Source organism: Hahella sp. KA22, assembly GCF_004135205.1.
GTDB lineage: Bacteria > Pseudomonadota > Gammaproteobacteria > Pseudomonadales > Oleiphilaceae > Hahella.
Genome location: NZ_CP035490.1, coordinates 5,596,864 through 5,617,003, shown reverse-complemented (window position 1 = coordinate 5,617,003; position 20,140 = coordinate 5,596,864). Strand labels below are relative to the sequence as shown.

Here is a 20,140-nt window from a genome sequence, read left to right as displayed (position 1 = left end):
TATCGTGATCGGCAGCTTTGTTTCGGTTATAAGTCGCACCTTTTTAAGGTCATAAAGAAATATTTGGCGTAAAAACAGCTCCTTATATTTTCTGTCCTAGTGAAGCGTTCAGGCGTCGCCTTGAGTGCGTCATAAGTTTTTCGTAGAGTCAACGAACTGTCAGCTTTTCCGGGCGTCGGATTTTCTGTACATCCTTGGAAGTAGGGAAGCGCTGGCTGCTCACAGCAGTACTTTACGCAACTTCAGTCAAGGAATGATTGTTATGAGATTAGCTTTGTTGTTGATGACGGCAGTAGTATTGACAGGACTTCAGGGAGAGCGTGTTTTAGCGCAAGATTTCATTCTCCGACCGCAACGACTTATTGTTCACTATGTAGGCGATGCTTCGCCGCCTCGATTCTCTTCTTCCTTCTCTCTAATTTCTCCCTCCGCACGCAACGCTTTGCAAAGCATGGATTATCTACGCCCCCTTGCTGTTGGCGCTCGCCGCCTGTATCAGGCAAAGCGCCGGCTGACGCAGACTGAGCTGGCGCAGTTGAAACAAGATTTACTCAGTGACGCCAGCATCCTTGATGTGGAAGAGGACATATTACTGCATAAGGCGGTGGCTCCTGATGATCCGCGTTATGTCGAGCAATGGGGATATTTTGATGCAGTGGCGGGCATCAACGCGCCCGCTGCATGGAGCCTGGCGACAGGTTCAGGTGTCGTGGCGGCGGTTCTGGATACGGGAATCGTCGCCCACTCGGATATGGACGCCAATGTCGTCACCGGGTACGACTTTGTCAGCGATCCCGTTGTCGCCAATGATGGCGATGGCCGTGACGCCGACGCCAGCGATCCTGGGGACTGGGTGGCGCAAAATGAGTGCTATGACGGATCGGAAGCAGAGAATTCCAGCTGGCACGGTTCGCATGTGGCTGGGACGATCGGGGCTGTCACCAATAATCATATTGGCGTTGTGGGCGTGGCGTTTAATGCTCGCATATTGCCCGTTCGCGTATTGGGCAAGTGTGGTGGGTATCTGTCAGATATTGCGGACGCTCTGGTGTGGGCGGCGGGGGCTCCTGTGGATGGCGCGCCAGAGAATTTACATCCCGCCAAGGTTATCAACATGAGTCTGACAGGGCAGGGGCGTTGTGGTGGAACCATGCAGTCGGCGATCAATATGGCGCGCCAGCGTAATGTCAGTGTGGTGGTCGCCGCCGGCAACGCCAATTCGGATGTCCGCCAGTTTTTACCGGCGAACTGCAAAGGCGTGATCGCGGTAGCCGCCAATAACAGAGAGGGCGCGCGGGCCTGGTACTCCAATTTCGGTCGCAAAGTCGACGTTTCTGCGCCGGGGGGCGAGACTGATGTACTCAGCAACGGGGTGTTGTCCATTTGGAATACCGGCCTGACTGTGCCGGGGGAGGAGGCCTATCAATTCTATCAAGGCACCAGTATGGCGACGCCCCATGTGGCCGGGATAGCCGCTCTCTTGTATGAAGCTGACCCTGGAGCGACGCCGGGACGGATCGAAAGCGCTATAAAACTGGGAGCGAGGCCATTGCCCGGAGATTGTGATGGCGGATGCGGCGCCGGCATCGCTGACGCTACGCGAGCGCTGGCCGCGCTGAATGGCGACCTGCCGCTGCCGGCGCGGGGCGTGTTAAGGCTGGAGAATCTGCAAGGGGAGGAAAACGCATGGGACTACTATCGCTTTGAGGCGCCGCGCGGGGCCATTGAAATGGTGATCAGGACATTCGGCGGGACTGGCGATGTGGATCTCTATGTCGCTGACGATGTACGCCCCACACCGAATAAATATGATTGCCGCCCTTTCATAGACGGCAATGAAGAGCAATGCGTGTTTCCCAATCCCGAACCCGGCGTGTGGTTTATCGGGTTGCGCGGACGCCATAGCTATCGCGGCGTCAGCGTCACCGCCAGTTGGCGTAAACCCTAGCTGCCGCTATTTCTATTCAGACTGAGTTGACCTGCCTGATGCTGTCAAAGTGAAGGCCGTATTTGGCTAGATATTGACGCAACCGATGGGAATCGTTCGTCTGTTTTTTGCGGAGGCGGGAGGCATTATAAATAGTGCGTCCCGCCTCCGCGCCGTCCCGACAGTTTCTGCACACTTCGATGACGGCTTTCAGTTGCACTTTCTCAATATAATCAACGTGCTCAAGCTGTTCGAGGTCGAGATATTGTGCCAGAAAATCATCCAGCGATAAGCTGCTCACCATCGCCGGCGACTCGGCATGCGACCACAGATAACGCAGTCGCTGTAACTCTTCATCCACATGTTCCGTCTTGATGCGCCCTTTGTCCGCCAGAGTCGCCATGCGCACGATACTGGCGTTGAGGTCGCGGAAGTTGGCGGGCCAAAGCGCTTCGGGAGACAGTGCGAACTCAAGATAGCGGGCGCGGGCTTCTTTGTTGAACGTCACTCTCTCGCCATGGTTGCGCTCAAAGCGATCTAGTTCGTATTCGATGTTGGGCTCGACGTCCTGTTTTCGCTCCGCCAGTCCGGGGAGGCGGTAAGTCCACAAATTGATGCGCGCAAAAAGATCTTCTCTGAAGCGTCCTTCCCTGACTTCCTTGCGCAGGTCTTTATTAGTGCCGGCGATCAGCTGAAAGTCGCTTTTCTCCTCCAGGTCAGCGCCCATGGGCAGAAAGCATTTGTCTTCGATGGCGCGTAACAGCATGGCCTGTTCATCCAGGCCCAGCTCGCCCACTTCATCAAGAAACACCATGCCTTTGTCCGCGCGCTTTAATAAGCCGTCCCGCTTATCCAAGGCCCCGGTAAATGCGCCTTTCTTATGGCCGAATAAGGTGGACATGGCGTTGTCGCCTACCAGTGTGGCGCAATTGGTTTCCACAAAATCGCCAGTCACCAGATTGCGTTTCTTCTTCAGCTCATAGATGCGGCGAGCAATGTGAGATTTACCAGCGCCAGTCGGACCGGTAATCAACATAGGTGCGATAGAGCGCTGGGCGACCAGTTCGATTTGCTGAATCATCCGGTTGAAGTCCGGGTTGCGGGTCTGAATGCCGGACTTCAGAAAATCTTCACCCTCAAGGTGATCTTTGCGAAAGCGCTCCGCAATTGCATCGTACCTGGAAAGGTCCAAATCAATGATTTGGTGTCCCGGTTCGCTCGCACCTTCCTTTGGCGGCGCTGTTTGCAACAGTTTGCCGGGGAAAATACGTGATTCGTGCAATAGGAATATAACGATCTGCTGAATATGTGATCCGGTGGTGATGTGGAAGAAAGAATTGGCGCTGGGGTCAAACCTGAAGTCGGAAAGAAAGTCTCGTAACTGCAGATAGGTGACTTCTAATTCCCATGGGGAGGAGAAGTTCACTTCATGGATGACGACTTGCGTATCCGGGCTGACGACTTTGATGTCCTCCGCGACTTCTTCAGCAAGCGCCAAATCTTTACGTGAGCTGAGTAAGTGCAGCTCATCCACCGGAAAATGCTCGGGGCGTTGTGCGATAGAGACATTCGGCCTCCAGCGCTCCCAGCGCTTCTCAAACTTACCGCGACGCTTGGACACGACATCCAAAGTTGTGCCAAGAATGGATAGGACGATATTTTTGCTGTTCATCGAAATTTGGGACGTATCCAAGGCAATATTTTGATATCCGGCATGATATTTATTGCGGCGCGTATAAGCTACGTCCAATACAGTATTTTCTACTCGATAATTTTATAAGTCTTTATAAAACAGAGGTTTAGTTTTATTTTTGGCGTGGCGGGAATAAGTTGGCACGGCGCTCGCTATAACAACTACAGATCCTGGCTGGCAGCCATACCTTCAGAATCTGGCTCGTCTGAGAAAGAGAGCCGCTTTACGCCGCCTTAGCTTAATCGGTTAGAGCACTGGCTTCATAAGCCATAGGTTGTCGGTTCGAGTCCGACAGGCGGCATCAAAAAAGAGGTCGTGGCAGAGCGGTAATGCATCAGTCTGCAAAACTGACGATCGCGGGTTCAAATCCCGCCGACCTCTCCAGTTCATAAATATCCACTTTCCCATTGCGCCAGTCGTCTAATGGTGAGGACGCAAGGTTTTCAACCTTGTAATGTCGGTTCGACTCCGTCCTGGCGCACCAAAACTTCCTCTCATTGCTGAATAACGTTTTGGTCTCCTAAGAGTCTGTGTGTGCTGCTCAATTCTAAAAGCTCGACCTGAATGATCCACTGAGGAGTGAACAGCGAAAAAGTGCTGGCGTTGATAAGTTTGTTAGAGCTTGAATCTCAGGCTAACGGTTTATAGCTTGGCGACTGATGGTTGAATTTATTGGCGTTGGCTAAATTCTTGAGGTGTTTTGATTGGATGCTTTCTGTCGTCGGAGGGGGGCTTCTATCTGAAACCAGAAACAAAAAAAGCGCCTTATGCGCTTATTTGTCAGAGTTGAAGTTCAACTCTTTGCTGTCTTTATCCTTAAATTAAATGGTGCCGAGGAGAGGACTTGAACCTCCACGGGGTTGCCCCCACTAGCACCTGAAGCTAGCGTGTCTACCAATTTCACCACCTCGGCACTTCAGGATGGCGCGAACTTTACGCGTCGCCTGGATCTTTGTCAACGCTTTTTTTGAGTTGGGTTTTAACTTTTTTTAAAACCGCGCCCAATTTGAAAAAGTTGAATAAAAAGCAGGCGTTAAGGTGCTCTGAACCCTTAAGTTGTTCTAAATTTATACATGGGTCGGGCGCATCTGCGAATGGTTTTTATATGCGGGAATTATGTTAATGTGACGGAAAACCAACCATATCGGTCGCAGGTCCCGCTATGTTGATGAATTTTGTAGATTTAAGGTCCTTTTAATGGGAAAAAAGAAAAAGAGTAGTTTGGATCCCTTTGCGGAGCGCGAAGCCGCCCGTTATGAACACCCTACCGCGAGTCGCGAATTTATTCTTGCCTTTCTTGAAGAGCGCGGCGCTCCCGCAACTATTGAAGAAATAGCTTCCTCTTTTAATGTGGTGCAGCCTGAGCCCTATGAAGGTTTGCGTCGTCGATTGATCGCCATGTGTCGGGATGGGCAGCTGGTGTGCAATCGCAGGGGAGCCTATGGCCTACCAAAGAAGATGAATCTGATTCGCGGTCGGGTGCAGGGACACAAAGATGGCTACGGCTTTGTTATTCCTGAAGAGGGCGGCTCGGATTTGTACCTGTCGTCACGTCAGATGAAGCGGGTCTTTGATGGCGATATTGTGTTGGTGCGCGAAGAAGGCCGCGAATTTAAAGGTAAGCGTGAAGGCGTGATCGTTGAAGTGGTCGAACGGCGAACATTCGAAGCCGTAGGACGCATATATATGGAGAGCGGGGTCGCTTTCGTTGTTCCAGACAATCCTCGTATTACTCAGGACATCCTGGTGCCGGAACATGCTCTCAATGGCGCTAAGCACGGACAATATGTGACATTGGAGATTGTGCGTCAGCCCGATGTCCGCGTTAATCCCATGGGGCATGTTAAAGAGGTGCTGGGTGAGCACATGGCGCCGGGTATGGAAATCGATGTCGCTCTGCGCACTTACTCCATTCCATTCCGCTGGCCTGAAGAGGTCGATGCGGAGGCCGCCAAGTTCAAGTCCAAATTGAGTGCGCGCGATAAAGCGCACCGTGTCGACATTCGACATCTGCCATTAGTGACAATTGATGGCGAGGATGCGCGGGATTTTGATGATGCGGTCTATTGTGAGGCGAAGAAGTCTGGCGGCTGGCGTTTGTATGTGGCGATTGCTGATGTTTCTCACTACGTGAAACCACAGACGGCGTTGGACAAAGAAGCCTTTCAGCGCGGGAACTCAGTTTACTTCCCTAATCGCGTGGTCCCCATGTTGCCCGAGGTGCTATCCAATGGGCTGTGCTCGCTCAATCCTGATGTCGAGCGTTTGTGTATGGTCTGTGAAATGACCATTAGCCAGAAGGGGAAGCTGAGCGGCTATAAGTTTTATGAAGGGCTGATGCTTTCCAAGGCGCGGCTGACCTACACGAAGGTGGGCGCCTACATTGATGACCCTGAGTCTGCCGAGGGGAAAGCCTTTGCGGAAAGATATGCTGATCTGGCGCCGCATATTCGCGAGCTACATAAGTTGTATATGGCATTGAGGTTGGCCCGGGAAGAGCGCGGCGCCATTGATTTCGAAACCGTTGAAACCCGTATTCTTTTCGATTCGGACCGCAAGATCGATAAGATCGTACCTGTAGTGCGCAATGACGCCCACAAACTCATAGAAGAATGCATGCTGTGCGCCAATGTGGCGACGGCGAAACTGTTAGAAAAATACGAAATACCTTCTCTATTTCGCGTGCACGAAGGGCCTACGGCGGAGCGACTGGAGAATTTGCGCGCGTTTCTTGGTGAGTTAAGTTTAAGTCTTGGGGGCGGCTCCAATCCGAAGCCGTCAGACTATCAGGCGTTGACGGAGATTATCCGTGGCCGGCCTGATAGCGCCACACTGCAGACTGTCATGTTGCGTTCGTTGAGTCAGGCGGTATATCAGCCGGAGAACAAGGGTCACTTTGGTTTGGGGTATGAGGCGTATACGCATTTTACTTCGCCGATTCGTCGCTTTCCGGACTTGCTGGTGCACAGAGCGATCAGGGATCTGATTCGAAGTGAACGGCCCTGCAAGAATGTGCAGCGGGTAGAGGGCGCGCCAGCCTTACCTAAAAGCGCGCGTTATAACTATGACATGCAGGCGCTACTTGTTCTTGGAGAGCAATGCTCGATGACTGAGCGCCGCGCGGATGAGGCCACTCGCGACGTGATGAGCTGGCTCAAGTGCGAGTACCTGACTCAACATGTGGGCGAGAAGTTTGATGGTATTGTGGCGGCTGTCACCGCGTTCGGACTTTTCGTCGAGCTTAAAGATTTATATGTGGAAGGGCTTGTCCATGTTTCCTCGCTGAAGAGCGACTATTATCAATTCGACGCGGTGAAGCATCGTCTTGTCGGAGAGCGCACGGGCGTTACGCATCGCCTGGGCGATGCGGTGAGGGTGCAAGTGGTCCGAGTCGGACTCGAAGATCGTAAGATCGATTTGGAAATGATTGGCGAGCCCAAACGCTCGGCGTCGGGTAAAAAGAACAAGCGCAAGGAAATTCTGGCGCAATGGAATGAAGAGTGGAAAAAGGAAAAGAAAGCGGGTGGCGGACAGCCTGCAAAAGGCGCCAAAGGAGGCAAGCGTTCCGAGGCGAGTGGTCCTTTGCGCAAACCGCAAAAAAAAGGACGCCGCAAACGCTCTTAGCAGTATGAAAAAGCTGGCGTAAAGCAAACACTAAACCGGTAGAATGCCGGTTTTTTAACGTACGGAACGAGTTTAACTGTGTCTGAATCAAACATTGTGTTTGGGATGCATGCGGTAAGAGCGCTACTGCAGAAGCATCCGGGTAAAATTGATCGTTTACTGCTATCGGAGCAGCGCCATGATCATCGCTTGCAGGAGATAGCGCAACTGGCTCAAGAGCGTCGGGTGCCCTTTACTCAGGTAGGTAAGTCAGCGTTGGATAAGGCGGCTGACGGTGCGCATCAGGGGGTTGTGGCTTATCTGAAAGCGGACCGGATGAGCAATGAAACCGATTTGGAGGAGTTGCTTGAGAAATTGGAGGAGCCGGCGTTGTTGCTCGTCTTGGATGGCGTTACGGATCCTCATAACCTTGGAGCCTGTCTCCGTTCCGCTAACGCAGCGGGCGTGCACGCCGTCATCGTGCCGAAGGATAAATCCGCTCCGTTGAATGCGGCGGCTAGAAAAGTGGCTTGTGGGGCTGCAGAGGTAACGCCGCTGATTCGCGTTACGAATCTGGCGCGTACGTTGAAGCACATTCAAACTTATGGCGTCTGGCTGGTTGGCGCGGCCGGCGAAGCTGAGCAAAGTCTATACCAGGCTGACCTTAAGGGCTCAATCGCTATTGTGATGGGGGCGGAGGATAAGGGAATGCGCCGCCTGACCCGCGAAAACTGCGACAGTCTCGTCAATATTCCCATGTTGGGTGAAGTCAGCAGTCTGAATGTGTCCGTCGCCACAGGCGTGTGCCTGTTTGAGGTAGTTCGACAGCGCCAGTTTGGTTAGTTTGTGTTCGTTTTCGGGCTTGCAAGTCTTGCTGAACAGGCATAGAATGCTGCCCTCTTAAAACCACCATCAACTCCTTGCTTTACGAAAACGCAACGTAAGGCTGTTAAACCGAAGGGAGCTACAATGCGTCACTACGAAATCGTGATCATGGTTCATCCTGATCAAAGCGAGCAGGTGCCTGCAATGGTTGAGCGTTACACCTCCAGCGTAAACGCTGGCGGCGGTAAGGTTCACCGTCTGGAAGACTGGGGTCGCCGCCACATGGCTTATCCCATCAACAAAATTCACAAAGCGCACTATGTGTTGATGAATATTGAGTGTTCTCAAGAAGTCATCGACGAACTGATGCACAACTTCCGCTTTAACGACGCCATCCTCCGTGACCTGGTTATCCGTCGTAAGGATGCTGTGACCGAAGTGTCGCCCATCAAAGCAGCTGAGTCCCGCGAACAACGCGCTCCTCGTGGCGAAGATCGTCCCGCTCGCGTCGTTGCAGACGACGTTGACGACTCTGACGACGATTCTGACGACGAAGACAGCAACGACGAATAAGTTATAGGAGGCTACCCATGGCTCGTTTCTTTCGCAGAAGAAAGTTCTGCCGTTTTACTGCCGAAGGCGTAAAAGAAATTGATTACAAAGATGTAGAAGTATTGAAAGGCTACATCACTGAGACTGGCAAAATCGTGCCAAGCCGCATCACCGGCACTAAGGCGCGTTACCAGCGTCAGCTCGCCACTGCTATCAAGCGTGCGCGTTACCTGGCTCTGCTGCCTTACACTGATCGCCACGACGACTAAGCGCCTGAACTTTCCCGCCATTTCATCATTAAGTGAAATGGTCCAGAAAAATCAGGTTCTTAAAGGTTTGCCAATCGGAAGCTGAGAAGCTTCCGATTGTTACAAGATTTGAGGTAAACAAGATGGAAGTTATTCTTCTCGAAAAAGTAGCCAACCTCGGAAACCTTGGCGATAAAGTTAAGGTTCGCGCTGGTTATGGCCGTAACTTTCTGGTGCCTTACGGCAAAGCTGTTCCTGCAACTAAAGCGAATGTAGAGCAGTTCGAAGCTCGTCGCGCAGAGCTTGAAAAAGCGGCTGCCGAGAAGCTGTCCGAAGCTCAGGCTCGTGCAGAAGCTATCAACGGTAAAGAAGTGACCATCGTTGCTAAATCTGGCGACGAAGGTAAGTTGTTCGGCTCTGTTGGTACTAAAGACATTGCTGACGCCGTGACTGCTTTGGGCGTTGAAGTTGAGAAAAGCGAAGTTCGCTTGCCTGAAGGCGCTCTGCGCAACACCGGTGAGTACGAAGTAGACGTACAGATGCACACTGACGTTACAGCTACCGTTAAGGTAATCGTAGTCGGCGAGTAATCTCCGGTTATACAAGAAAAGGCAGTCCGCTCCATGCGCACTGCCTTTTTTTATGCTCCTAAGTCTTCACCATAGTCGTGTTGTCCATGCCCGCAAATTAGCGATAATAAGCGCTACTCTTAAAAGCTCTGCAAGTCATTATGAATGAGTCAGTAATACGTAAAGATTCGGTCAAGTCTTCGGAAGGACAGGGCCCAAGCGCCGCCCTGGTTGGTTCCTCTGCGATAAAGGCTCCGCCTCACTCGATTGAGGCGGAGCAGTCCGTTCTGGGTGGTCTGATGCTGGACAACGCCAGCTGGGACAAGATTTCAGACATCATTACAGCAAAAGACTTTTATCGTCTGGACCACCGCCTGATATTTGGCTCAATTTCCCGATTGGCGAATCTTGGCAGTCCACTGGACGCCATCACTGTCTCAGAAGAGCTGGATAATCGCAGTGAGTTGAACTCTGCGGGAGGGTTGGCCTATCTGAGTGAGCTGGCCAAGAATACGCCCAGCGCCGCCAATATTCGCGCCTATGCGGAAATCATTCGCGAACGTTCTGTATTGCGTCAGTTGATTACAGTCGCGAATGAGATCGCCGATGAGGCCTACCAGACGGAAGGACGCACCAGCACAGAGGTGTTGGATGATGCGGAGCGGCGAGTCTTTCAGATAGCGGAATCGCGACCCAATCAGGGTGGGCCTGAGTCGGTCAATCCGATTCTAACGAAGACGCTCAAGAAAATTGATGAGCTGTTCCACTCAGATGGGGCTATCACAGGCGTTACCACGGGGTTTCGCGATCTGGATGACCGTACCTCGGGGATGCAGTCTTCAGATCTGATTATCGTTGCCGGTCGTCCTTCCATGGGTAAGACCACGTTTGCGATGAACCTGGTGGAGAACGCGCTGATACTGGGGGGCAAGCCCGTCTTGGTCTTTAGTATGGAGATGCCTTCCGACTCTATCGTTATGCGTATGCTGTCATCTCTGGGGCGAATTGATCAGACCAAAGTAAGAAGTGGAAAGCTGGATGAGGACGACTGGCCACGTCTTACATCGGCCGTTAACATGTTGAAAGACAAGCCGTTATACATCGACGATACCGCGGCGTTAAGTCCGACGGAAATGCGCTCCCGGGCGAGAAGGGTGGCGCGGGATCATAATGGTGAAATTGGCTTGATCATGGTGGATTACCTTCAGTTGATGAGGGTGCCGGGAATGACGGAAGGACGTACGGCCGAGATTTCAGAAATTTCGCGGGGCTTGAAAGCATTGGCGAAGGAGCTGAACTGTCCTGTGGTCGCCTTGTCCCAGCTTAACCGTAGTTTGGAGCAGCGACCCAATAAGCGGCCAGTTAACTCTGACTTGCGGGAATCTGGAGCGATTGAGCAGGACGCTGACTTGATCATGTTCATCTACCGGGATGAGGTCTATCACGAAGACAGCCCGGACAAAGGTATTGCGGAAATTATTATCGGTAAGCAGCGTAACGGCCCTATCGGAACGGTGCGCTTGGCGTTCATGGGTAAATTCACAAGGTTTGAAGATTTGGCTCACGATTATGGCGGGGGAGACTACGAGTAATGCGTCCATCCCGCGCTCTTATTGATCTGGACGCATTGCGTCACAATATTCGTTTGCTGAATTCCATTGCTAAAAACGCTCGTTGTGCGGCGGTAATTAAAGCTGATGCATATGGCCATGGCGCAGTGGAAATCGCTCGCGCCCTGAAAGGGGAGGCTCCTAAACTGGCGGTGGCCTGCTACGATGAGGCGGTGAGCCTGCGTGAAGCGGGTATTACGACGCCGCTTTTAGTGTTGGAAGGATTTTATAGCTCAGAGGAGTTGGCTGACTCCACTCGTTGGCGCGATATAGAGTGGGTTGTGCATGATATGGAGCAATTGGACATGCTGTCCGAGGTGGCTCCTTTGCGCAAGGCCGGTCCTAATTCCGCCCGGATGCAAACCTGGATCAAGTTGAATACAGGTATGAACCGGTTGGGATTGCCGTTAAATAAACTGGCTGGCGTTGCTGAAATGCTGCGGCAGTTTCCCGGGCTTTCTGTTATTGGGTTGATGACCCACTTCGCATGCGCTGACGAACTGGATAGCTTATTGCAACAGAAGCAGTGGCGCGCGTTTCAAGCTGGTATGCAGGTGGCGGGATCGGGCGGCTGGAGTTACTCCTCCGCTAACTCGGCCGCCTTGTTGCAATATCCGGAAACTCATCTGGATTGGGTGCGCCCAGGTATTGCGATGTACGGCGCATCACCTATGGCGGATAAGACAGGGGCGGACTTTGGCTTGAAGCCAGTAATGTCTTTTGAGTCACGCTTGATTGCTACCCGGGAGCTGCAAGCTGGAGATTCTATTGGCTATGGCGCCGCCTGGACTGCGAACGGTCCAACAAGAATGGGGGTGGTTGCTGTAGGGTATGGCGATGGATATCCAAGACAGATGCGGAATGGTGCGCCTGTCGCCGTGTGCGGTAAGCGGACAAGCGTTATCGGGCGGGTATCCATGGATATGTTGACGGTGGATATTTCTCATATTCCAGAGGCGCGTATTGGGTCGGAGGTGGAGTTGTGGGGTGGGGCTGTTTCCGCTGATGAGGTTGCAGGATATGCGTCAACAATCTCCTATACTTTATTTACGGGTATGACCTCGCGTGTTCCCAGGGTATACCTTAATCGCTCGGAAGGGGTTTAAGGTGCAGCGTTAAGCTGGAGAATGGGGATAAAGCCCGGGGTATCGGGTTTGCGAAAATCCCTTCAAGCAGCCAATATTGTTAACATAATATCTTCAGGCGGTCCGCATTCCAGGGGCGCTAAAGGCTACGAGATACATTTAAGGGGTACATGAGTGATTGTTTGTGTGACGGGAGTCGATTCGCCATTAGGTAAGGCTATAGCTCAGCGTTTGCAGCAGAGCGGCATAGCGGTGGAGGGCGTTCCCTACGAGCAGTTTCTGATGACCAATGATGCGATCGTGCGAGCAATGAGAGCGATGCCCTCTGCGGATTTTGTTGTTCATGCTGCGGAGATGGGCGACTTATTTAAAGCGGAGCAGCATCCGGATTTGGCCTATCAGGTTAATGTGTCCGCTTGCGAGGCGGTGGCGGAAGTGGCGGCTTTATGGAAGGCGCCGATTATTCACCTCTCCAGCCATCTTGTTTTTGATGGCGTCAAAAAGAATCCCTATATTTCCGCCAACAAAGGACGTCCTCTTTCAGTGTATGGGCGGACTAAACTGCAGAGCGAACAATGGCTTCAGGAAAACTATAGCAAGCATCTGATCTTGAGGGTCGGGTGGTTGCTGGAGGCGGGCGCCCAAGGCTGGTTGCAGACCATGCTTTCTGCGCTGTCTTCAGGAAAGCGTCTGAACGCCAGCACCGATATGCAGCTGACTCCCGTGGCGGTGGATGATGTGGCGAGAGTTGTAGACGCGGTTATTAAGCAGTTGAGTTGTAATATCTCTGTGTGGGGTGTTTACCACTATGCTGGCGCTGAAGCTGTCACCCACTATGAGTTGCTGAAGGCGATTGTGCTGCAGGCGTTTGGGCAGGAAGAGATGTTGCAGGCCCTGATCGAGAAAAAGGGCGCTGATGTATTACCGGGGGTGGCGCTTCCGGCGAATGGCGCGTTGGGGTGTATCAAGCTGCGCAACACCTTTGGCGTTAAGCAGCTTCCCTGGCGCCGCTATCTGCCGGCGTTGATTGAACAATGCCAGCAGCGTGGCGGTGTAAAAGCGGCTGAAAACTGCCTGGAAGAGACCCGTTAACGAGCGTTAAGGGCTGATTCCTTCTGCTGCTCCAGGCACTTGGTGTCGTGGCGAAGAATTTTCTGTAGTTCGTCCAATTGCAATATCTGAACTTCCCTTCCTTGAACTTTTATAATGCCGTTGTTCTGGAAGCGGGTAATGACCCGGCTGACAGTTTCGACGGCCAAGCCTAAATAGTTGCCGATATCGCTGCGAGGCATAGGAAGTCTGAAGTTTGTGCCGGACAGGCGACGACGACTGAAGCGGGTCGACAGGGATAATAACAGAGAGGCTATACGCTCTTCCGCTGAATTTTTGCTTAGTAGCATCGTGAGCTGCCTGCTTTCCTGAATCTCTTTGCTCATTAATGAGAAAAAGTGGTGTTGCAGGCTGGGGATGTCCGAAGCAAGGTCTTCAAACTTTTCCAGAGGAATTTCGCATACGCTGGTGCGCTCAAGGGCGACGGCGGAGCAGGAATATTTTTCCATGCTAACGCTGTCCAGGCCGATAATCTCGCCAGGCAGATAAAAGCCAGTGACCTGTTCCTCGCCTTCCTCAGATACGGTGAATGTTTTGATCGCGCCGCTACGAACTGCGAAGCACGAGCGGAATGGGGTGTGTTGCTCAAAGATATATTCGCCGCGATTGAGCATTTTGCCCTGACGAATGATTTCTTCCAGACGATCAATATCTTCAGCCCCAACCGCGATAGGAATGCAAAGCTTGCTCAAATTACATTCGTGGCAGCCTCTGTGTAAGCTAAAAGGAGAGGAGGTTGCTATATGCTTGCTTTCCATCGGTTGCCTCGTGGCTGGATGAGTGAAACTGCTTAAAGAGGCTTCTAGGATAGCCAATAGCTATTTAAAAGCAAATCCCTACGATGGGAAATTTACAGGGAAACCTACGCTCGCCTTTGTTTTTACATTGTTTTCACCTTTTGTTACAACTGGGTTTGAGTGTAGCGAATTGCTCTTGCTGGAAGCTCGCTGTTATCCAGGGTCTTGTAGTAGTCGTCCAACTGTGTGGCGTTGCGCAATTGATAGTGGGGCGTGTAAGAAAAAGCGCCCAGCCCAACGCCATGCAGGCAACTGACTCCTTGGCTAATCAAGCCTGTCCAGGGTAGTGCGAAAAAGTCCTGCGTGATCGGGATAAACGATGCGGACTTAATGCGTCGCTTGAAATCTTTTTGCGCGGCTTCCAGGCCTGATGTGCTGGCGAATTCCGTTTTATGGCTGGAAAGTAGGATGCCTTGCGGTCTCTCTGTCAGAATTTCTTCAAGATGCTCGGATAGTGCGGCGACGGTCGCAGGAGTCACTTTCAGGCGCAGGTAAACGGCTTTGAAGTCGAATGCCCGAATGGTCTGCAGCCAATCCTTAAGGTTCTCAATAGGGAAGGACTGTGCGTATTCGCCGGGATCATTGATGCAGATGATATTGAAGCCCAATCCTTTGATCAGGGCTAGCGCTTCCTCGGACTCAGGGCGAGCGTCCAATTCAATGACATGGCGTGCGTCGGCGCCGAAGCTCAGTTTGAACTCCCGACCTAAATAGTACATCACCTGCGTCTGCGCTGCGGGAGTGAGCTGGCGAACCAGATCGCCGAACCAATGCAGGTACTTAACCTGACTGCCGACGGGGAGGCTTTGCTTGAGTAGTCTCACTTCTTTCACGACATAGTCGATGTACTTTTGCAAATTTGCATTCATAGATGGGAGTCTGCGGGTGTAATTTTCCGCGCTGACAAGTGTATTAAAGCAGGGCGCCTGAACGCTCAATGCGAACCCGCCTTCATAATATCGAGCCAGAGAGCTGTTGCGATAGTCCGCGTCATAGGCTCCCTCGTCCAGGGCGCTCCAGTTTTCACTGGAGAACTCTTTAGGGGGGGAGTTGAGCAAATAAACCCAGCTATCATTACCCCCATTTTGTATCGCTTGTTCGACAACCTTTCCAACTGGCATATTGGGTCTCCAACCAGGTAAGAAAACATCTGCGCGCGTTTGACTATCATTGTCAGCGATTTGGCGCGCGCGCCTGCTGTCACACTTGTTGGCAAGTGGATCCCCCCTCTCTCCATGCTCAGTGTATCCAGCTCCCGAAAGGGAGTCTTGATATTGATCAAGGGGTGAGCGGGTGGCTGTCTGAGAGGGTGTACTTTAGTCGCAATATCCCTCAAACATTGGGTTTCTGGGGCGTTGAGGGATAACATTCATTGCAGCTTTGGGCGGGGAGTTGATATCCTTTGCGGGCATTGAAAAAAGGCGGGCAAAAGTGCAGGCATTTCAGCTATTTCGGTCTTTCGTTTTTTATATTGGGTATGCTTGGGGCGTCATCATCACATCTTTGATTGGGATGCTGGTAGGCCCTTACGTCAATTTTGAAAAGCGGTATTACATCGTATCCCGGTTTAATGTGTTCGCACTTTGGTGGGCGCGTATTGTCTGCGGTATACGTTATGAGATCGAGGGGCTGGAGAATATTCCAAAAACGAGCTGCGTGGTTGTCAGTAATCATCAGAGCGCTTGGGAGACCTATTTGTTAGGGGTCATATTTCGTCCTCAGTGCACAGTGCTTAAGCAAGAGCTGATGAAGGTTCCGTTTTTTGGTTGGGCGCTAAAGAGGTTGAAACCTATCGCCATCGACCGGAGTAAGCCGTCAGCGGCGCTTAAGCAGCTGCTTAAGCAGGGAAAGGAGCGTTTGACGTCAGGGTATTGGGTTGTGATTTACCCCGAAGGGACGCGCGTTCGTCCTGGGCAGGTCGGTAAGTACAACAAGGGCGGCGCTTTATTGGCTGTCAGCGCGGGCGTTCCTTTGCTGCCTGTGGCGCACAATGCTGGAGATTGCTGGCCTGCCGGCAGCATTAGTAAGCGTCCGGGATTGATAAGGGTCAAAGTCGGGGCGCCGATTGAAACCAGTGGACGAGCTACCGATGAGGTCCACAAGGAGATGGAAGAGTGGATAAGGCGGAATTCCGCCGCCTTAAGCCAAGCGTAAAACTCTCTATTTGTAGTTCGAGTACACTTTGTCTAAATAGCCTTCGGTGCGCATCTTGTCGAGCACTTTGTTGAGGTGCTCAATATTTTCGTCAGGTGTGTCCTTGTTCATCGCCAGATATAAGCTGGTGTCTCGTATAGTAAAGATAGGTTTGATGTCGGAAACTCCAGCCAGCTTGGCGTAGTAGTAGCCTGAAGCGGTGCTGGAGATCCAGAGGTCAACCTGTCTTTGCTGCAGTCTCTTTGGGTTGAGGCTGTCATCTTCCAGCTCTGAAGCATTGAAACCGTTGTTCTTCAAAAACTGCGCTCTGGAGTCGTCCTTGTAGCAGCCAATCAGATAAGGCTTGGCGTCTTCTACAGAGTTGATTTTGATAGTTGTGTCATTTCTTGCGAAGAAGACCCAGTCATTCTTGGCGAGCGGCCCAACCCACTTGAACAGCGGTTTGCGCGCGTCAGTCAGTGTGGTGCCGAATACGCCGCGGAATTCCTTGCGTTGTGCAAAGTTATAGGCGTAGTTCCAGTTTCTGAGCTTCATGCGGTAGTCGTAACCAGAGCGTTTGAAGAGCTCTTTGACAATGTCCACATTGATGCCGCTGATAGCGTCAGCTTTGTGTTCGTATTTGTGGTCTTCCTCGCCCATGTTAAAAGGCGGGAAATTTTCCGTGACCAGGTTAAAGGTTTCGCCACGAGCAATGGCGGAGAGAAAGAGAACAGAAACCAACAATAGCTTCTTAGCGATCATTAAATCACCTCAAACGGCTGGGCGGATAGTGTTCTGACTAACGATTAGTCTGGTTGCATATTAAACAGCTGATGTAGGTGTCTTCCGAATAAGTAGTTTTCCGGATAAGTGAAGAAAAAGGGTGGGAAAGTCCCTGTGAAGCCCGTGGATTCGGGCTTCGCCGGATTTGTAAGGCTCTGTTGTTTATCTGTATCTGGCGGTAATTTTGTCCAGTTCGCCGCTGGAGCGCATTTTTTCCAGGGCTTCGTTCAGTTTGTTCACGTATTCATCCGGGGTTTCCTTGTTTACCGCCAAAAAAAGTTGCGTCTCTCTAACTGTGAATACAGGTTTGATGTTGGTGACGCCATTTTTCGCAGCATAGTATGGGCCGGAGACGGGGCCGGATATCCAGAGGTCGATCTGGCCGTTTTGCAGTCTTTTGGGGTTCAGGGCATCGTCGTCCAAACTGGAAGTCTCAAAGCCGTTGGAAAGTAGCCACTGTTCTCTAACGTCCCCTTTGTAAGCGCCTATCTTGTACTTCTTGGCGTCCTCAATGGAATTGATTTTAATGGTAGAGCCACCCTTGGCGTACAGTACCCAGCCGTCAGAGGCGATAGGGCCAACCCATTTGAAAAGCGGTTTGCGTGCGTCAGTGAGAGTGGTTCCAAATACTCCCCGGAACTCTTTGCGCTGAGCGTAGTTGTATGCGTAGCTCCAATTACGCAGCTTCATGGTGTAACCGATTTTCGCCTTAGTAAAAATCTGTTTAACAACATCAGTAATCAGACCAGTAATATCCTCGGGTCTGTGTTCGTACTCAGCATCATTAACGCTCATGTTGTAGGGGGGGAAGTTCTCGGTAACCAGATTGAAAGTTACCTCTTCCGCATTTGCTGATAAGCAGAGAGTGGCGCATAACGCCAAAAGAAGGGAGCGAAAATAATACATGTCTTAACCTCGAATGTAGCTACCCCATTAAGGATAGTCCGTCTATCCGAAAAATCCACGGTATGCCGAGAATTTTTTTTGTTATTTTGTTGATTTTATTAACAAAAGTACACAGTGAAAATAGATGGGCTATATTTTGATGCGTTTTGGTTGTTGGGAGCGTGGTGGAGGTGCAGAAAAGAGGGAGAATAGAAACAAAAAAGCCCGCTTTAAAAGCGGGCTTTCGAAACTTGGTAGCAAGGGGCGGATTTGAACCGCCGACCCCAGCATTATGAGTGCTGTGCTCTAACCAACTGAGCTACCTTGCCGTCTCATTTGAGGCGCGTATTCTGTTGTTTTTTACCGGGCTTGTCAACCCTAAAAAATCATCAGTTTATACGTTAAATCGGAAATGAATTACGTCGCCGTCTTGAACGACGTAATCCTTGCCTTCCAGGCGCCATTTTCCGGCTTCTTTGGCTCCTTGTTCTCCGTTGAAGGAGGTGAAGTCGTCATAGCCGACCACTTCAGCCCGAATGAATCCGCGCTCAAAATCGGAGTGGATGACGCCCGCCGCCTGAGGTGCGGTTGCGCCGATTTTAACGGTCCAGGCGCGGACTTCTTTTACACCAGCGGTAAAATAAGTCTGAAGACCCAGTAGTTTGTAGCCTGCCCGAATGACGCGATCAAGTCCGGGCTCTTCCATGCCCAGGTCGGCCAGGAATTCGGCTTTCTCTTCGTCCTCCAGTTCTGCGATTTCGGACTCCAGCTTATTGCAGATGGGCACGACGATAGCACCTTCTTTTTCGGCAATAGCTCGCACCACGTCGAGGTGGGGGTTATTCTCGAAACCGTCTTCGGCAACGTTGGCGATGTACATGGTTGGTTTAACGGTAAGTAGGCATAACTCTCTGATCGCCAGCATTTCATCTGCGCTGAGATTTAAGGCGCGTACGGGCTTGGCTTCATTCAGGTGCGGCAGTAACTTTTCCATCACCTCAATTTGCTGTTTGGCGAATTTGTCTCCGCCTTTGGCGATGCGCGAGATCCGCTTGATGCCTTTTTCTACTGTGTCCAGGTCGGCGAGAGCCAACTCTGTATTAATGACGTCAATGTCGGCGGCTGGGTCGACTTTGTTCGCCACGTGAACCACATTCTCGTCAGCAAAGCAGCGCACCACGTGTGCGATAGCGTCGGTCTGTCTGATGTTCGCCAGAAACTGATTACCCAAGCCTTCGCCTTTGGAGGCTCCAGCTACCAGGCCTGCGATATCGACAAATTCCATGGTAGTGGGGATGACTTTCTGAGGCTTGACGATTTCCGCCAGCTTTTGCAAACGAGGGTCGGGCATGGCGACGATGCCTGAGTTGGGCTCAATGGTGCAAAAAGGGAAGTTTTCGGCGTCGATGCCCGCTTGGGTGAGTGCGTTGAACAGGGTTGATTTGCCTACGTTAGGGAGTCCGACTATGCCGCAATTAAATCCCATGATATGTCCTCAAAGCTCGGAAATTTAAGTAATTAGATCTCTATAAGGTCTCGGCGGCCCATCCTGTGCAGATAATGCAATAAACTTGCTGTCTGGTGTGGAGGGCGGAAAACTAAGCCGCAGGCTCAAACTTTGAGGGCTGCGGGTGGTAATCTTGAAACCGGTGCGCTTTAGGCGCGTTAGTGGGCGCAAATTATACGCATTCGGAGAGGTGTGAGCCAGTTGGCTGGGGAGGAAATGCGTCAGGCGCGAAAGCTGTGCAGGCGGTTCATCGCGGTATCCCACTGGCCGGAAATGATTGCCTCCAGGTGGGTGTCCAGTTGATAAAACGCAGATTCCAGCTTGTCCATATCCTCTTTATTAATTCTGCCAAGGACATGGCCTGTCACTTTGCTTTTGTCTCCGGGATGGCCGATACCCAGTCGCATGCGGGGGAAGTCTTTATTTCCGCCAAAGCAACGAATGATATCGCGCAGGCCGTTGTGCCCTCCATGTCCGCCGCCAAACTTGAGGCGAAGCGTTCCGGCGTCAATGTCCAGTTCGTCGTGCGCCACCAGTATATTTTCCAGTTCGATTTTGTAGAACTGGCTGAGGCTTAGAACGGATTGGCCGCTGCGGTTCATGAAAGTGGTGGGAAAAAGCAGGTGGATGTCTTCGCCAGCGATAGATATTTTGCAATAGTCGCCGTGAAGCTTTTTGTCCGGTCTTAAGAATTGTCCTTTCTTTCTGGCTAGATGCTCCAACCAGAGAGCCCCGGCGTTATGCCGGGTCTGGGCATAGTCGGGGCCGGGATTTCCCAGCCCGACAATGGCGCGAACAGGCTTCGACATGGAG

General features: G+C 51.7%; 17 protein-coding genes and 5 tRNA genes. 13 read left to right on the top strand and 9 right to left on the bottom strand.

The genetic code is table 11. The features are described 5' to 3' along the window. The first annotated feature begins 262 nt into the window (after nucleotides 1-262). Nucleotides 263-1,948 carry a S8 family peptidase gene (locus EUZ85_RS24780; protein WP_127972825.1) on the top strand — a complete coding sequence of 562 codons (1,686 nt, stop codon included), beginning with the start codon at nucleotides 263-265 and terminating at the stop codon, nucleotides 1,946-1,948. Between the two features lie 16 nt (nucleotides 1,949-1,964). Here the strand turns inward: EUZ85_RS24780 and rtcR are convergent, their stop codons facing one another. After that, nucleotides 1,965-3,599 (bottom strand): RNA repair transcriptional activator RtcR, encoded by a 1,635-nt coding sequence (gene rtcR, locus EUZ85_RS24775; protein ID WP_127972824.1) that lies wholly within the window; start codon nucleotides 3,597-3,599, stop codon nucleotides 1,965-1,967. A gap of 248 nt (nucleotides 3,600-3,847) precedes the next feature. Between rtcR and EUZ85_RS24770 the strand changes: the two genes are divergently transcribed. The 3 genes from EUZ85_RS24770 (at nucleotide 3,848) to EUZ85_RS24760 (ending at nucleotide 4,104) form a co-directional block, all read left to right on the top strand. Continuing rightward, a tRNA-Met gene (locus EUZ85_RS24770) sits at nucleotides 3,848-3,921 on the top strand. A gap of 8 nt (nucleotides 3,922-3,929) precedes the next feature. Beyond that, a tRNA-Cys gene (locus EUZ85_RS24765) sits at nucleotides 3,930-4,004 on the top strand. A gap of 25 nt (nucleotides 4,005-4,029) precedes the next feature. Then, a tRNA-Glu gene (locus EUZ85_RS24760) sits at nucleotides 4,030-4,104 on the top strand. 342 nt (nucleotides 4,105-4,446) lie between these two features. Here EUZ85_RS24760 and EUZ85_RS24755 read toward each other — a convergent pair. Next, nucleotides 4,447-4,533: transfer RNA gene (locus EUZ85_RS24755), tRNA-Leu, on the bottom strand. A 284-nt stretch (nucleotides 4,534-4,817) separates the two neighbouring features. On the opposite strand from EUZ85_RS24755, the gene rnr reads away from it, so the two are divergent. From rnr to EUZ85_RS24715, 8 genes are all read left to right on the top strand, one after another. Then, nucleotides 4,818-7,244, top strand: coding sequence for a ribonuclease R (gene rnr / locus EUZ85_RS24750; protein ID WP_127972823.1), 2,427 nt, complete (start codon nucleotides 4,818-4,820; stop codon nucleotides 7,242-7,244). A 105-nt stretch (nucleotides 7,245-7,349) separates the two neighbouring features. Next, the gene (gene rlmB, locus EUZ85_RS24745; RefSeq protein ID WP_241567100.1) at nucleotides 7,350-8,066 is read left to right on the top strand and encodes a 23S rRNA (guanosine(2251)-2'-O)-methyltransferase RlmB; all 717 of its coding nucleotides are present in this window, start codon (nucleotides 7,350-7,352) and stop codon (nucleotides 8,064-8,066) included. Nucleotides 8,067-8,192: 126 nt separating this feature from the next. Continuing rightward, complete coding sequence (gene rpsF / locus EUZ85_RS24740; RefSeq protein WP_127972821.1) at nucleotides 8,193-8,621, top strand: 30S ribosomal protein S6; 429 nt, start codon at nucleotides 8,193-8,195, stop codon at nucleotides 8,619-8,621. Between the two features lie 17 nt (nucleotides 8,622-8,638). After that, on the top strand, nucleotides 8,639-8,869 hold the full coding sequence (gene rpsR / locus EUZ85_RS24735; protein WP_011395632.1) for a 30S ribosomal protein S18: 231 nt from the start codon (nucleotides 8,639-8,641) through the stop codon (nucleotides 8,867-8,869). Nucleotides 8,870-8,991: 122 nt separating this feature from the next. Further along, entirely contained in the window at nucleotides 8,992-9,438 is a 447-nt protein-coding gene (gene rplI / locus EUZ85_RS24730) for a 50S ribosomal protein L9 (RefSeq protein WP_127972820.1), read from the top strand. Nucleotides 9,439-9,578: 140 nt separating this feature from the next. Then, entirely contained in the window at nucleotides 9,579-11,009 is a 1,431-nt protein-coding gene (gene dnaB / locus EUZ85_RS24725; protein WP_241566854.1) for a replicative DNA helicase, read from the top strand. Beyond that, on the top strand, nucleotides 11,009-12,133 hold the full coding sequence (alr, locus tag EUZ85_RS24720) for an alanine racemase (protein ID WP_127972819.1): 1,125 nt from the start codon (nucleotides 11,009-11,011) through the stop codon (nucleotides 12,131-12,133). The genes dnaB and alr overlap by 1 nt, the downstream gene beginning before the upstream one ends. 165 nt (nucleotides 12,134-12,298) lie before the next feature. Beyond that, the gene (locus EUZ85_RS24715; protein ID WP_241566853.1) at nucleotides 12,299-13,204 is read left to right on the top strand and encodes a sugar nucleotide-binding protein; all 906 of its coding nucleotides are present in this window, start codon (nucleotides 12,299-12,301) and stop codon (nucleotides 13,202-13,204) included. Here the strand turns inward: EUZ85_RS24715 and fnr are convergent. Next, entirely contained in the window at nucleotides 13,201-13,980 is a 780-nt protein-coding gene (fnr, locus tag EUZ85_RS24710) for a fumarate/nitrate reduction transcriptional regulator Fnr (RefSeq protein WP_127972817.1), read from the bottom strand. The genes EUZ85_RS24715 and fnr overlap by 4 nt on opposite strands. Nucleotides 13,981-14,123: 143 nt before the next feature. Continuing rightward, nucleotides 14,124-15,140: a hypothetical protein gene (locus EUZ85_RS24705; protein WP_127972816.1), complete on the bottom strand. Its 1,017-nt coding sequence runs from the start codon at nucleotides 15,138-15,140 to the stop codon at nucleotides 14,124-14,126. A 310-nt stretch (nucleotides 15,141-15,450) separates the two neighbouring features. Between EUZ85_RS24705 and EUZ85_RS24700 the strand changes: the two genes are divergently transcribed. Beyond that, the gene (locus EUZ85_RS24700; RefSeq protein ID WP_371683218.1) at nucleotides 15,451-16,173 is read left to right on the top strand and encodes a lysophospholipid acyltransferase family protein; all 723 of its coding nucleotides are present in this window, start codon (nucleotides 15,451-15,453) and stop codon (nucleotides 16,171-16,173) included. 6 nt (nucleotides 16,174-16,179) lie between these two features. Here EUZ85_RS24700 and EUZ85_RS24695 read toward each other — a convergent pair whose 3' ends face one another. From EUZ85_RS24695 to pth, 5 genes are all read right to left on the bottom strand, one after another. Continuing rightward, nucleotides 16,180-16,914 carry an ABC transporter substrate-binding protein gene (locus EUZ85_RS24695; protein WP_127972815.1) on the bottom strand — a complete coding sequence of 245 codons (735 nt, stop codon included), beginning with the start codon at nucleotides 16,912-16,914 and terminating at the stop codon, nucleotides 16,180-16,182. A 183-nt stretch (nucleotides 16,915-17,097) separates the two neighbouring features. Further along, nucleotides 17,098-17,841: an ABC transporter substrate-binding protein gene (locus tag EUZ85_RS24690; protein WP_127972814.1), complete on the bottom strand. Its 744-nt coding sequence runs from the start codon at nucleotides 17,839-17,841 to the stop codon at nucleotides 17,098-17,100. 231 nt (nucleotides 17,842-18,072) lie between these two features. Next, a tRNA-Met gene (locus tag EUZ85_RS24685) sits at nucleotides 18,073-18,149 on the bottom strand. 65 nt (nucleotides 18,150-18,214) lie between these two features. Beyond that, on the bottom strand, nucleotides 18,215-19,306 hold the full coding sequence (gene ychF, locus EUZ85_RS24680; protein ID WP_127972813.1) for a redox-regulated ATPase YchF: 1,092 nt from the start codon (nucleotides 19,304-19,306) through the stop codon (nucleotides 18,215-18,217). A gap of 242 nt (nucleotides 19,307-19,548) precedes the next feature. Beyond that, nucleotides 19,549-20,136, bottom strand: a complete 588-nt coding sequence (pth, locus tag EUZ85_RS24675) for an aminoacyl-tRNA hydrolase (protein WP_127972812.1) — start codon at nucleotides 20,134-20,136, stop codon at nucleotides 19,549-19,551. Between the last annotated feature and the right edge of the window lie 4 nt (nucleotides 20,137-20,140).